The following is a 12,505-nucleotide window of genomic DNA, read 5'->3' as shown; positions in this document are numbered from 1 at the left end:
CAGCAACGATCAGCTCCGCCGTCCGCACCAGGGGTGTGTCAAGTTAACGGCTGATCTTGGTTGTTGAGGTGTTCAGTTGGCAGTCGGGGTGAGTCGGCCTTCGAACTCGATCTGGAAGGCGTTCAGGGGTGCCTTCCAGCGCATGGTCCATCGCTTGCGGCCCTTGCCGGTCGGGTCCAGGGACATCAGCGCCATGTAGATGCACTTCATCGCTGCGGCCTCGTTCGGGAAGTGCCCACGGGCGCGGACGGCCTTTCGGATGCGGGCGTTCACGCTCTCGATCGCGTTCGTGCTGCAGACGACCTTGCGGATCTCCACGTCGAAGCGGAGGAAGGGCACGAACTCGGCCCAGGCGTCCGACCAGAGCTTGATGATCGCCGGATACTTACCGCCCCAGGCCTCCTGGAACTCCAAGAACCGTTCCTCGGCCACTTCCTGGTTCGACGCCGTGTAGATCGGCTTGAGCGCCTTGGCGATCTTGTCCCAGTCCTGGCGGGCCGCGTAATGGAAGCTGTTGCGCAGCAGGTGAACGATGCAGGTCTGGACAATCGTGCGAGGCCAGACGGTCTCCACCGCCTCGGGCAGGCCCTTGAGGCCGTCGCAGACCAGCATCAGCACGTCCTGGACGCCGCGGTTCTTGCACTCGGTGAACACGTGCAGCCAGTACTTGGCGCCCTCACCGCCGTCGCCGGCCCAGATGCCCAGGATGTCGCGGTGGCCCTCCGCGGTCACCGCCATCACCACGTAGATCGGCCGGTTGGCGACCTGCCCGTCCCGGATCTTGACGTTGATCGCGTCCACGAACAGGACCGGATAGACGCGGTCCAGGGGCCGGTTCTGCCATTCGGCCATGCCGTCCATGACCTTGTCGGTGATCGTCGAGATCGTCTGCTTGGAGACCTGGGCGTCGTAGACCTCGGCCAGGTGCGCGCTGATCTCCCCGTGGGTGAGACCCTTCGCCGACAGCGACAGCACCATCTCGTCCACGCCGGTCAACCGGCGCTGCCGCTTGCGCACGATCTGCGGCTCGAAGGTGCCGCCGGTGTCCCTGGGCACCTTGACCTCGACCGGACCGACATCGGTGAGCACCGTCTTGGCCCGCGTGCCGTTGCGGCTGTTGCCGCTGCCCCGGCCCGCCGCGTCGTACTTGTCGTAGCCGACGTGGTCGGTGATCTCGCCCTCCAGGGCGGATTCCAGCACCCGCTTGGTCAGCTGCTGCAACAGCCCGCCCTCACCGGTCAACTGCAGCCCTTGGGTCCGAGCACGGTCCACCAGCATCGCGATCAGCTGCTCCTCCGACGCCGCACCCCGCGGCGCCTGGACCGGCTGCTCCCCGGACTCGTCCTCAACAATGCTTTCGGTCACCCGGCGTCTCCTTGATCATCGGATCCGCCGTTAATTAGACACTCCCCGCACCAGCCGATCTCGCGTCATCGAGCGTCTCGGCGGGGGGGGGTGGCCGGTCAGCGGTGGCGGCTCATATGGCGACTACCTTGACGGACTTTCCGCAGAGGGTCGTCATGTCGTCCTCCTCGGAGGTCAGGAGGACGACGGGTTTGGGGGACCGGAGCGCCGTGGAGGCAACGACCGCGTCGATCGCGTACTTGTGCCCGTGAAGCCGGTGAGTGCGCAGCAGGTCCATTGCGGCCAGACTGATCTCTTCGGTGACCGGTTCGATGCGGAGCCTGGACAGGTACCAGCGAAGCCGGTCCGGCTTGGTCCGCACGTCCTGGGCCTCGATCGGGGTGAGTGCACTGATCACCACGCGAAAGTCGTTCTCCTGAGCTTCGCGGGCCATCGCCGTGACGCGCTGGTCGGCCTGGCACCACTTCACCAAACCTTCGCAGTCGAGGACGAGTGTGCCGGCGCTCAGCCTGCTTCGTTCCCGACCCACTCGGCACCCTCCTGCAACTCGGGTGCCGCCTTGACGCCACGGAAGATCTCTGCGGCCTCATCGCGCAGCACCTGCGGGATCGGGCCCGACGCGTCCTCGTTGGCACGCAGGGCCTCTTCGAGCAGGTCACGCTCTACCTGACGCTCGACGGCCGCATCGACGTAGGCGGAGAATCCACGCGCGCCCACCCGGTCGCGGACGGCACGGATGTTCCCGGCTCTCAGCGAGACGCTCGCCTTCACCGCCGGGCCTTCTCCCAACCCGAACTCCCTGTCCTCACCCATGGCCGCAGTTTACTACTTCAAGTAGCAAATTATCTTCAGGCTTGGGGAGTAGCCGAGAGGCTGTCATGGGGTCATGAGCGTTGGGTTGGGTGGGTGGTTACGGAGTAGGGTTCGCGGGTGGTCAGGCGGGGGATGGCGTTCGGGGTCGGCGCCTATGCGTTGTGGGGGCTGTTTCCGCTGTACTGGCCGCTGCTCAAGCCGGCGGGGGCGGTCGAGATCCTCGCGCACCGGATCATGTGGTCGCTGGTCGCGGTCGGGGTGGTGCTGGCGGCGCGGCGGACGTGGGTGCGGGGGCTGACGGCGCGGCAGATGTGGCTGCTGGTCGCGGCGTCGGTGGTGATCAGCGTGAACTGGGGCACCTACATCTACGCCGTCAACAGCGGGCAGACGATCGAGTCGGCGCTGGGGTACTTCATCAACCCGCTGATCAGCGTGGTGTTCGGGGTGGTCGTCTTCCGGGAGCGGCTGCGGCCGGGGCAGTGGGCGGCGGTCGGGCTGGGCGCGGTCGCCGTCGTCGTGCTGACGGTGGACTACGGGCGGCCGCCCTGGATCGCGCTGGTGCTGGCGCTCGCGTTCGGCATGTACGGGTTGCTGAAGAAGTCCGCGGCCGTTCCGTCGGCCGAGAGCCTGGCCGTCGAGACCGCCGTGATGTTCCTGCCGGCCCTGGTCTTCGTGGTCGCGCTGGAGGGGCGGGGGGACGCGGCCTTCGGGCACCACGGGCTGGGGAACGTGCTGCTGCTGGTGGGGGCCGGGATCGTCACCGCCGTCCCGCTCATGCTGTTCAACTCGGCGGCGATCAGGCTGCCGCTGACGGTCGTCGGCATGCTGCAGTACCTGACGCCCATGCTCCAGTTCGCCATCGGCGTGTTCGTCCAGCATGAGGTGATGCCGTCCAGCCGGTGGGCGGGGTTCACGCTGGTGTGGCTCGCGCTGGCGGTGCTGACATGGGACGGGCTCCGGGCGGGACGTCGCGAAGCGGCCCCCGAGGCGGTCCGGACGGGCTAAAGTGCCGCACGTCAAATGCCCGGATTCGAGGAGTCGCGTTGCGCCTGGTCACCGTCACCGTGTTGGGAACGGCGCTCGTGGCGGCCGGGATGCTCGCGCCGGCGACGGGCGAGGCGACCGCGACCGGGCGGCACGGCGTGGTGCTGGAGCCGGGCATGGTACGGCCTGGCGAGCGTGTCCGGGTCGAGGTGCCGGGCTGCGCGGGGCGGGTGCGGGTCGTGTCCGAGGCGTTCACCGGACGGGCCGTCGGCGGAACGGCGACCGTGAAGCAGGACGTCGCGCCGAGCACCTACGCGGTCGTGGCGCACTGCGGGTCACGGAAAGTGACCGGCGAGGTCCGGGTGGCGGGGCGGCTCGCATGGCCTGACCTTCTGCCTAGCGGGCACAGCCGCCAGTAATCGCGGCGAGCGGGTTTTTGCTCACGATGTGACTGTCACGGTACGTGTTCATCTTCTGACGTACCGCCTCCTTGCCGCGGCCACCTGCGCGGACGCTGTCAAGATCGCTCGACAAACGGGACAACCCGTCCGGCAAGTGATGGACGTCACCCAAAACGGGCTGATATTTCTTCCTTCTCACCCCTTGATCGCGTTAATTGATCATGTGATACTTCCACGGAAATCTACAAATCGCCCAAGCCTCACATACGTCTCTAATCGCTCCCTCTGCTCCCGCCGCCCCACCCGCCCGGTGTGGACGGCATCGGCAGGGGGTCGATTGCTTTAACTCCGCAATGGGGGGCAGTCGGAAGTGTCCGTTGACGTTGGTGCCGCTCCTGTCCACAGAGCAAAGAACTTCCCGCTCTACCGCACGGTCTCCAGGCTCATGCGCGACCCGCTGCGGGAGATCCTCCGCATCAGCACGGCCGCCGGCGGCGAAATCGCCCGGCTGGACCTCGGCGCATCCCATCCCTACCTCGTCACCCACCCTGACCACGTCCAGCAGGTGCTGCGCAAGCAATCGGAGAACTTCGTCCGGGACGGGACGTTCTGGCGCCCTCTGCACAGCCTCTTCGGCGACAGCATCATGTCCGAGTACGCCGAGTGGGAGCTGAGCAAGCGCATCCTGCAGCCGGCGTTCTCGACCCGCACCATCCGGTCCCTCGGCGACCACATGGCGCTCGCCATCAACGAGGCCGTCCAGCAGCTGGACGCGCCGGCGCGCGAGGGCCGGCCCATCGAGGTGCTGCCGGAGATGGGGCGCATCGTCCACGAGACCGTGATCAAGGTGCTGTTCGGCGACAAGATCCGGCAGGCGGAGGCCGACCGGATGATCCCGGCGATGGAGCGGCTCGCCACCTCGATCGCGTTCCGCTTCCTGCTGCCGTTCGTCCCGAAGTCGATCCCGCTGCCCGGCGACCGCGCGTTCGCCGAGGGGCTCCAGATCATGGACGAGACCCTGCACGAGCTCGTCGACCGGTTCCGCTACGACCCGGGCGAGGGCTACGACATCTTCACCGTGCTGTGCCAGGCCCGGATGAGCGAGGGCAGCGGCCTCGGCGACGGCTGGGTCCGCGACAACCTGCTCGCCATGTGGGCCACCAGCACCGAGACCACGACCGTGGCGCTGACCTGGCTGTGGCCGCTGCTCGCCGAGCACCCCGAGGTGGTGGACCGGCTCCGCGCCGAGATCACCGGGGTGGTGGGGGACGAGGACGTCCGGCCCGAGCACCTGCGCCGGCTGCCGTACGTGCAGCAGGTCGTCCAGGAACTGCTGCGGCTGTACCCGGTCGGCTGGATCTTCCCGCGCATCGCGCTCGCCGACACCACCATCGGCGGCGTCCCGATCAAGACCGGGCAGACCGTGCTGACCAGCCCGTTCCTCACGCACCGCCTCGAATCGGTGTGGGACCGGCCGCTGGAGTTCGACCCCGGCCGGTTCACCGTCGAGGCGAACCGCACCCGGCACCGCTACGCCTACTACCCGTTCGGCGGCGGCCCGCACCAGTGCATCGGACGGCACGTCTTCAACATGGAGGCGGAGCTGATCCTCACCGCCATCCTGAGCCGGTACCGCCCGTCGCTGGTGCCGACCGACGGCCCGGTCGAGGCGCGGATCGGCGCGACCCTGCGGCCGAACCAGCCGCTGTACCTGAAGCTGGAGCCGGCGGGGCGGCCGCGATGACGGAGACCGCGTCCGGGGACCCCACCGAACCTCCCCATCCGGGCAGCCCGCGGAGCCGGGCCACGACCGCCCTCGAGGCGGGGACGATCTGCGCCGTCGCGGGCCAGGCGCAGCGGCAGATGCGCGGCTGGGCCGCCGAGCACCCCGCGCTGTACGACGCGAAGGCGTTCGATCCCGCGCTGTTCAGCACGCTCGCGCTCGCGGCGGCGTTCAGCGGCCCCGGGCTCGGCGCCGAGCGGCTGCGCATGGCCAACCGCGTCTGCCTGTGGTGCTTCGGCCTCGACTGGCTGATCGACTACGCCGCGTCGTCCCGCGCGGAGGTCGCGGGCCTCGTCCGGCGGTGCGCGAGCATCGCGGACGGCGCGTCCCCTGCGGAAGGTGACGTGGACGGCGCCTCGGACAGTGCCTCCCCCGAAGACGAGCTGGCGCGCTTTCTCGCCGACGTCCGCGACGAACTGGCCGGCGCACCGGCCTATCCGGAACTGCGCGACGTCTGGCGGGACGAGCTGCAGCGCATGCTCGACGCGATGGCCCTCGAATGGGAGTGGAAGACCGCGCGGGAGAAGGGTGAGCCCGGCCCGTCCTTCGAGGAGTACCTCGCGAACGCCGACAACCTGGGGTTCTCGTTCGTGTTCGCCTCGCACTGGATCGCGTCCGGGGGCGGCGGGAACGTTCCGGCGGTGCGCGAGGCCAGCCGGGCCGTCCAGCGGGTCGTCCGGCTGCTGAACGACCTCGGCACGTACGAGCGCGACGTCCAGTGGGGCGACCTGAACGGCCTGCTCCTCGACCGGACGCGCGCGCAGGTGCAGGAACGAATCGGGGAGCTGACCAGTGAGGCCCGCACGCTGCTCCACGACGTCGCGAAGGACGTCCCGGAGTTGGCGCGCTACATGGAACGGCAGATGGACTTCTGCGCGGGCTTCTACGGAGTGACCGACTTCTGGGGCACGTTGTGAGCGTCGACGACCGTCCTGTACCGATGACCGCCGTCCCGGCCCCGCGCGCCCCGGGGCACGCCGATGCCGACACGGTCGAAGCCGCGCGGGAGCTGATCGAGGGCCTCGTCGCCTACCCGTGGGGGCAGGTCTCACCGTCGGTGTACGAGACCGGCCGGCTCGTGACGCTCGCCCCATGGCTGAACGGCCACGACGAGCGCCTCTCCTATCTCGTGGAGTCGCAGCGGCCGGACGGCACCTGGGGAGCACCGGCCACCGGGTACGCACTCGTCCCGACGCTGAGCGCGGTCGAGGCCCTGCTCGCCGAACTGACCACCGAACCGACCCCCGAACCGACCGCCGGGCGCCGGACCGCTGTGGACGGCGACCGGCTGGCGCGGTCGGCCGCCGCCGGGCTGCGGGCGATCGACGCACGGATGTGCGGGCCCTCGGGCGCGTCCGTGGAACTGCCCGACCTGCCCGCGATCGAACTGATCGCCCCGTCCCTGACCCAGCGGATCAACGCGTCGCTGGCGCGGCTGCGCGACCGTCCCGTCCCCGGGCTCGACGCATGGGCCGGACGCGAACTCGGCCCCCCGGCGGGGCTGGACGGCGCGAAGCTCGCATTCGTCCGCGCGCTGCTCGGCTCCGGCGCGGACGTCCCGCAGAAACTCCTGCACGCCCTGGAGATCGCCGACGACGGACCGGCCGGCCCCGCCGGGCTCGAACCGGAACCGACCGGCACGATCGGCGCGTCCCCGGCGGCGACCGCGGCCTGGCTGCGCGGGCGGGCGGCGGACGACCCGAGCAGCCCCGCCCGCTGGTACCTGGAGACCGTGGTGGCGCAGCACGGCGGGCCCGTGCCGTGCGGCTTCCCGCTGACGGTGTTCGAACGCGGCTGGGTGCTGGCGTGGCTGGTCCGCGCGGGCATCCCGGTCACCGTCCCGCCCGAACTCGTCCTCAGCCTGACGGCGCCGCTCGGCCCGGCGGGCACCCCGGCGGCGGAGGGCCTGCCGGCCGACGCCGACACCACCGCCGGCGCCCTGTACGCGCTGGCGCTGCTCGGCGCGCACCACCGGCCCGACCCCCTCTACGCCTACGAGACCGACACCCACTTCTGCACGTGGCAGGGTGAAGAGGGCGCGTCGGTCACCACGAACGCGCACGTGCTGGAGGCGTTCGGGCAGTACCTCGACGCCTGCGAGCGCACCGGCGGAGCACCCGGCGCGGACACGGCCCGCTACGCCGCGGCCATCGCGAAGACCGCGGGCTGGCTGCGCGATCAGCAGCGGCCGGACGGCGGCTGGGACGACCGCTGGCACGCGTCCCCCCTCTACGCGACGACGTGCGCCGCGATCGCGCTGGCGCGCTTCGGCGGCGCCGACTCGGCCGGCGCGGTCGACGCGGCCCGGCGGTGGGTCCTCGGATCGCAGCGCCCGGACGGCTCCTGGGGCCGCTGGGACGGGACGCCGGAGGAGACGGCGTACGCGGTGCAACTCCTGCTGCTGACCGATCCGTCCCCCGGCGCGGCCGTGCGGGACGCCGTCGCGCGCGCCGTCCCGCACCTGCGCCGCTCGCTGAGCAGGGCCGACCGCGGCGCGGCCGACGAGCCGGCGCTCTGGCATGACAAGGACCTCTACCGGCCCGCCGCGATCGTCCGGGCGGGGACGCTGGCGGCGCTGCATCTGGCCCGCACGGCCGCGTCCGCGCCCGCCTCGAAGCCCGCGTCCGAACCCACGTCCGGGCCCGCGTCCGTGCCCGCCTCGGAGGCCGCGCCGTAGCCCACGTCCGGGCCCGCGTCCGTGCCCGCCTCGGAGGCCGCGCCGTAGCCCCTGGCCGCGCCCCCGTCCGCACCCCATGTTTCCCCGAGGTGAAATCGGCCACACTCCACCGACCCGACACGCGCACCAAATGCGACAAAGTGTTCGGCGTTGACGATTCACCTTGAGGCGTTATGGTCATGTTGCTAGTCTTCTAAGCCGTATGGAACGGCGGCCTACCGTCGCCCCTGCACCCTCCACACAGCGCGACCCGCCCGGCCCTTACTACCGGCCGATGCGGGTTGCGAGCCATTTCACATATTGTTGGGGCGATAGTAATGCGATTCCGCAACTCGCGCCTGAGAACCAAGATCACGGCCCTGTTGCTCTCCCTCGTGGCACTCTGGGTTTTCGCCGCGTGGGTGACGCTGCGCGAAGGTGTCAATCTGCTCGGCGTCAGCACGCTGGACAGCGCCCTCGCGCAACCGACCGACCCCCTGCTCGCCGACCTGCAGCGCGAGCGCCGGCTGTCGATGGTGCAGATGGCGCGGCCGAGCGCCACCGCCCGCGCGGCGCTGAACGCGCAGCGCCTGGAAACCGACAAGACCCGCGCGGAGGCCGTCGAACTCGCCCGCGGCGGCAACGTCGGGCGCTTCGGCGGCGACACCCTCGAACGGCGCGTCGACCAGATGCTCGACCGGCTGAAGTCGGTGAACGAGGCCCGCCGCGCGGTGGACGCCGGGTCGACCGACCGCGCCCGGATCGCGACCGGATATTCCGAGGTCGTCGACTCCATTTTCCGGGTCTACGATTCGCTGGCCACGCTGGACGACAAGGATTTCGCCCGCGACACCCGCACGCTCCTTGAGCTGAACCGCATGTGGGAACTGCTTTCCCAGGAAGACGCATTGATGGCGGGCTCCCTGGCGACCGGCCGCATCACCCAGCCCGAGCTCATCACGTTCACCCAGACGGCCGGCACCCGGCGGCACAACACCGCGCAGGCGCTCGTCACCATTCAGGACACCGACCGCACCCTGTACGCGGGCCTGACGAAGAACGCGAAGATCACCAAGATCCAGTCGCTCGAAGACGAGATCATGCAGAACCGCCGGACCTTCCCGGCGAAGCAGACCTCGCAGCAGAACGGCCAGAACGGCCAGAGCGGGCAGCAGAACGGCCAGCAGGGCTCGCAGCAGACCGCCCAGCAGAACCGCGGCGCCCTCCGGCCCCCGATCACCGCCCAGCAGTGGGACGCCGTCGCCGAGCCCGCGCTCGCCGAGATGCGCCACCAGATCCAGTCGTCCGGTGACCGGCTGGTGGACCGCGCCACCCCGATCGCCACCGGCGTCATCATCCGGCTGCTGCTGGCCGGCGGCCTCGGGCTGATCGCCGTCATCGCGTCCATCATCGTGTCGATCACCACCGCCCGCGCGCTCGTCCGGCAGCTCGAACGGCTGCGCAACGCCGCCTGGGAGCTGGCCGAGCAGCGGCTGCCCGGCGTCGTCGAGCGGCTCGGGCACGGCGAGAAGGTGGACGTCTCCGTCGAGGCGCCGCCGCTGCGGTTCGGCGCCGACGAGATCGGGCAGGTGGGACGCGCGTTCAACGCCGTCCAGGAGACCGCGATCCGCACCGCCGTCGAGCAGGCCGAGCTGCGCCGCGGCATCCGCGACGTCCTGCTCAGCCTGGCCCGCCGCACCCAGACGCTGGTGCACCGGCAGCTCACCATGCTGGACACGATGGAGCGCCGCCGCGACATCGACGTCAAGGAGCTGGAGGAGCTGTTCCGGCTCGACCACCTCGCGACCCGGATGCGGCGCAACGCCGAGAACCTGATCGTGCTGTCGGGCGCGCTGCCCGCCCGCGGCTGGCGCAACTCCGTCCCGATGGTGGACGTCATCCGCGCCGCGGTCGGCGAGGTCGAGGACTACACCCGCGTCACCGTGCTGCCGTTCGGCCCGGTGGAGCTGGCCGGACGCGCCGTCGGCGACGTCACCCACCTGCTGGCGGAGCTGATCGAGAACGCAGTGTCGTTCTCGCCGCCGGACACCGTCGTGCAGGTCGGCGGCCACCTCGTCGCGAGCGGCTTCGCCATCGACATCGAGGACCGCGGGCTCGGCATGACCGACGACAAGCTCAACGAGATCAACGCGCGGATCGCCGACCCGCCCGACTTCAACCTGCAGAGCTCGGTCCAGCTCGGCCTGTTCGTGGTCAGCAAGCTCGCCGAGCGCTACAACCTGCAGGTGTCGCTGAAGCGGTCCGCCTACGGCGGCACCACCGCGGTCATCGTCATCCCGCGCGAGCTGATCATCGAGCAGGGCCCGGCGCCCGTCCCGGCCGGCACCACCACCCAGAACGGGCTGGAGGTGCGCCGCCCGGCCGCCGTCGGCGCCGCGGCCGGCCCGCCGCCCGCCGGGCGCGCGGTGCCCGCCGGCGCCACGGCGACGCTGCCGCCCGCGAGCACCGGCCCGCAGCCGGCCGGGCCCGCGCTCGTCGCGGTCCCCGCGCCCGCCCCCGCGCCCTCCCCCGCACCGGTGCCCCCCGCGCGGGCGCCCGGCGCGGACGGCGCCCCTGAGGCAGACCCCGAGGCCCCGGGGACGGAACCGCCCGCACGGCACGCCGGCGTGCCCGCGGACGGTGAGCGTCCCGCCACCACCCAGCCGGAGGACCAGCCAGCCGTGCCCGACATCTCCACCACACCGTCCGGCCTGCCCGTCCGGGTGCCGCAGGCGAACCTCGCCGAGCCCCTGCGCGCCGATGAACCCGTCGCCGCCGAGGAACCGGAGGAGCAGGAGGACCCGGGCCGCTCCCCCGCGGAGATCAAGCGGATCATGGGCTCCTACCAGCGCGGCACCCGGCGCGGCCGGTCCGACGCCGCCCGGTCGGACCCCTCCCCCGCGGCGGAGGACGGCGCGGCCGAAGGCCCCGCGCAAGAAGGCGGCACGGATCCCGGCAACAACGCAGCGGAAGGCGAGAAAGATCAGTGACACAGAAGACCGGTTCCTCCTCCGATCTGGGCTGGTTGCTGGACGACCTGGTCCACCGGCTGCCGCACACCCGCAACGCGGTGGTGCTGTCGGCGGACGGACTGCTGATGGCGTCCTCGGAGGGCATGACGCAGGACGACGGTGAGCACCTCGCCGCCGTCGCCGCCGGCATCCAGAGCCTCGCCAAGGGCGCCGGGGTCCGGTTCGGCGGCGGGCCCGTCCGGCAGACGATCGTCGAGATGGCCTCGGCGTTCCTGCTGGTCACGGTCGCCGGGAAGGGCGCCTGCCTGGCCGTCCTCGCCGAGGAGGACGCCGACGTCGGCCTGATCGCCTACGAGATGGCGATGCTCGTCACCGCCATGGGCCACCACCTGACCTCGCCCGCGCGCACCGAATCCGCCGGGGAGGGACGGCCGGCATGATGCCCCCCGAGGATCCCCCGCCGCCCGAACCGTGGGCGGACGATCCCGCGCCGCGGCCCGCGCACGACCGCTACCTCGACGACCAGGCCGGTCCGATGGTGCGGCCGTACGTGATGACCAGCGGCCGCATCGAGCCGACCCGCGGCAAGTTCGACCTGATCACCCTGGTGGTCGCGGTCAGCGCCGAGCCGGAGGGCGCGATCGGCCTCGGTCCCGAGCACCTGGCCATCATCCGGCTCTGCCAGAGCGTCATGTCGGTCGCCGAGCTCACCGGTCACCTCGACCTGCCGGTCGCGACCGTGCGGGTGATGCTCGGCGACCTGCTCGACAAGGGGTTCGTCTCCATGCAGGAACCCGAACCGGAGGCGGACATGCACGACATCAGGCTCTACAAGGCGGTGATCGATGGTCTCCGGGCCCTCTAGGGGCGTGCGCGCCCGCCGGCTCCCCACCGCGGTCAAGATCGTGATCGCGGGCGGTTTCGGGGTCGGCAAGACCACGATGGTGGGCACGGTCTCCGAGACCAAGCCGCTGCGCACCGAGGAGATCCTCACCGACCAGGGTGTCGGCGTGGACGACGTCTCCGGCGTGGAGCGCAAGAACACCACCACGGTCGCGATGGACTTCGGCCGCATCACGATGCGGAACGAGTACGTCCTCTACCTGTTCGGCACCCCGGGCCAGGAGCGCTTCTGGTTCATGTGGGACGAGGTCTCGCTCGGCGCCCTCGGCGCCGTCGTCCTCGCCGACACCCGCCGGCTGTCCGACTGCTTCCCGTCGGTGGACTACTTCGAGCGCCGCGGCACCCCGTTCATCGTCGCCGTCAACTGCTTCGAGGGCGCCCAGCGCTACGACCTCGAAGAGATCACGATGGCCCTCAACCTGGGGCCCAAGGTCCCGGTCATGCTCTGCGACGCCCGCAGCATCGACTCGTGCAAGGAGGTCCTCATCGACCTCGTCCTGCACGCGATGAAGTACCGCGGCCTGGCCGAACCCGAAACCCAGAACGCCTAAAAGCAGAACGCCTGAAAGCAGAAGCGGGGGCCGGGGGGGGGGGGGTCGCGCGGCCCGGGGGGGGGGCGCGCCGCCGC

General features: G+C 71.0%; 12 protein-coding genes. 9 read left to right on the top strand and 3 right to left on the bottom strand.

Annotated elements, in window-relative coordinates; all coding sequences use genetic code 11:
* Positions 1–72: 72 nt before the first annotated feature.
* From ABZ806_RS31685 to ABZ806_RS31675, 3 genes are all read right to left on the bottom strand, one after another.
* Complete coding sequence (locus ABZ806_RS31685; protein ID WP_500221139.1) at positions 73–1,278, bottom strand: IS256 family transposase; 1,206 nt, start codon at positions 1,276–1,278, stop codon at positions 73–75.
* Positions 1,279–1,477: 199 nt separating this feature from the next.
* Positions 1,478–1,894, bottom strand: a complete 417-nt coding sequence (locus tag ABZ806_RS31680; protein ID WP_500221105.1) for a PIN domain-containing protein — start codon at positions 1,892–1,894, stop codon at positions 1,478–1,480.
* Entirely contained in the window at positions 1,870–2,178 is a 309-nt protein-coding gene (locus ABZ806_RS31675; protein ID WP_500221104.1) for a hypothetical protein, read from the bottom strand. Before ABZ806_RS31675 ends, ABZ806_RS31680 begins: the two co-directional genes overlap by 25 nt.
* 132 nt (positions 2,179–2,310) lie before the next feature.
* On the opposite strand from ABZ806_RS31675, the gene rarD reads away from it, so the two are divergent.
* From rarD to ABZ806_RS31630, 9 genes are all read left to right on the top strand, one after another.
* The gene (gene rarD, locus ABZ806_RS31670) at positions 2,311–3,183 is read left to right on the top strand and encodes an EamA family transporter RarD (RefSeq protein ID WP_500221138.1); all 873 of its coding nucleotides are present in this window, start codon (positions 2,311–2,313) and stop codon (positions 3,181–3,183) included.
* Positions 3,184–3,221: 38 nt separating this feature from the next.
* Positions 3,222–3,581 carry a hypothetical protein gene (locus ABZ806_RS31665; RefSeq protein WP_500221103.1) on the top strand — a complete coding sequence of 120 codons (360 nt, stop codon included), beginning with the start codon at positions 3,222–3,224 and terminating at the stop codon, positions 3,579–3,581.
* A gap of 352 nt (positions 3,582–3,933) precedes the next feature.
* On the top strand, positions 3,934–5,307 hold the full coding sequence (locus ABZ806_RS31660; RefSeq protein ID WP_500221102.1) for a cytochrome P450: 1,374 nt from the start codon (positions 3,934–3,936) through the stop codon (positions 5,305–5,307).
* A complete protein-coding gene (locus ABZ806_RS31655; RefSeq protein ID WP_500221101.1) occupies positions 5,304–6,263 on the top strand; it encodes a terpene synthase family protein in 960 nt (319 codons plus the stop codon). Before ABZ806_RS31660 ends, ABZ806_RS31655 begins: the two co-directional genes overlap by 4 nt.
* The gene (locus ABZ806_RS31650; protein ID WP_500221100.1) at positions 6,260–8,023 is read left to right on the top strand and encodes a prenyltransferase/squalene oxidase repeat-containing protein; all 1,764 of its coding nucleotides are present in this window, start codon (positions 6,260–6,262) and stop codon (positions 8,021–8,023) included. The genes ABZ806_RS31655 and ABZ806_RS31650 overlap by 4 nt, the downstream gene beginning before the upstream one ends.
* A 374-nt stretch (positions 8,024–8,397) precedes the next feature.
* Complete coding sequence (locus ABZ806_RS31645) at positions 8,398–10,992, top strand: sensor histidine kinase (RefSeq protein ID WP_500221099.1); 2,595 nt, start codon at positions 8,398–8,400, stop codon at positions 10,990–10,992.
* Positions 10,989–11,414, top strand: a complete 426-nt coding sequence (locus tag ABZ806_RS31640; RefSeq protein ID WP_500221098.1) for a roadblock/LC7 domain-containing protein — start codon at positions 10,989–10,991, stop codon at positions 11,412–11,414. Before ABZ806_RS31645 ends, ABZ806_RS31640 begins: the two co-directional genes overlap by 4 nt.
* Positions 11,411–11,839 (top strand): DUF742 domain-containing protein, encoded by a 429-nt coding sequence (locus ABZ806_RS31635; RefSeq protein ID WP_500221097.1) that lies wholly within the window; start codon positions 11,411–11,413, stop codon positions 11,837–11,839. Before ABZ806_RS31640 ends, ABZ806_RS31635 begins: the two co-directional genes overlap by 4 nt.
* A complete protein-coding gene (locus ABZ806_RS31630) occupies positions 11,820–12,428 on the top strand; it encodes a GTP-binding protein (protein ID WP_500221096.1) in 609 nt (202 codons plus the stop codon). Before ABZ806_RS31635 ends, ABZ806_RS31630 begins: the two co-directional genes overlap by 20 nt.
* Positions 12,429–12,505 lie beyond the last annotated feature (77 nt).

The organism is Spirillospora sp. NPDC047418 (assembly GCF_040643275.1).
Lineage (GTDB): Bacteria > Actinomycetota > Actinomycetes > Streptosporangiales > Streptosporangiaceae > Spirillospora.
This window is presented reverse-complemented; position numbering and strand designations above follow the sequence as displayed.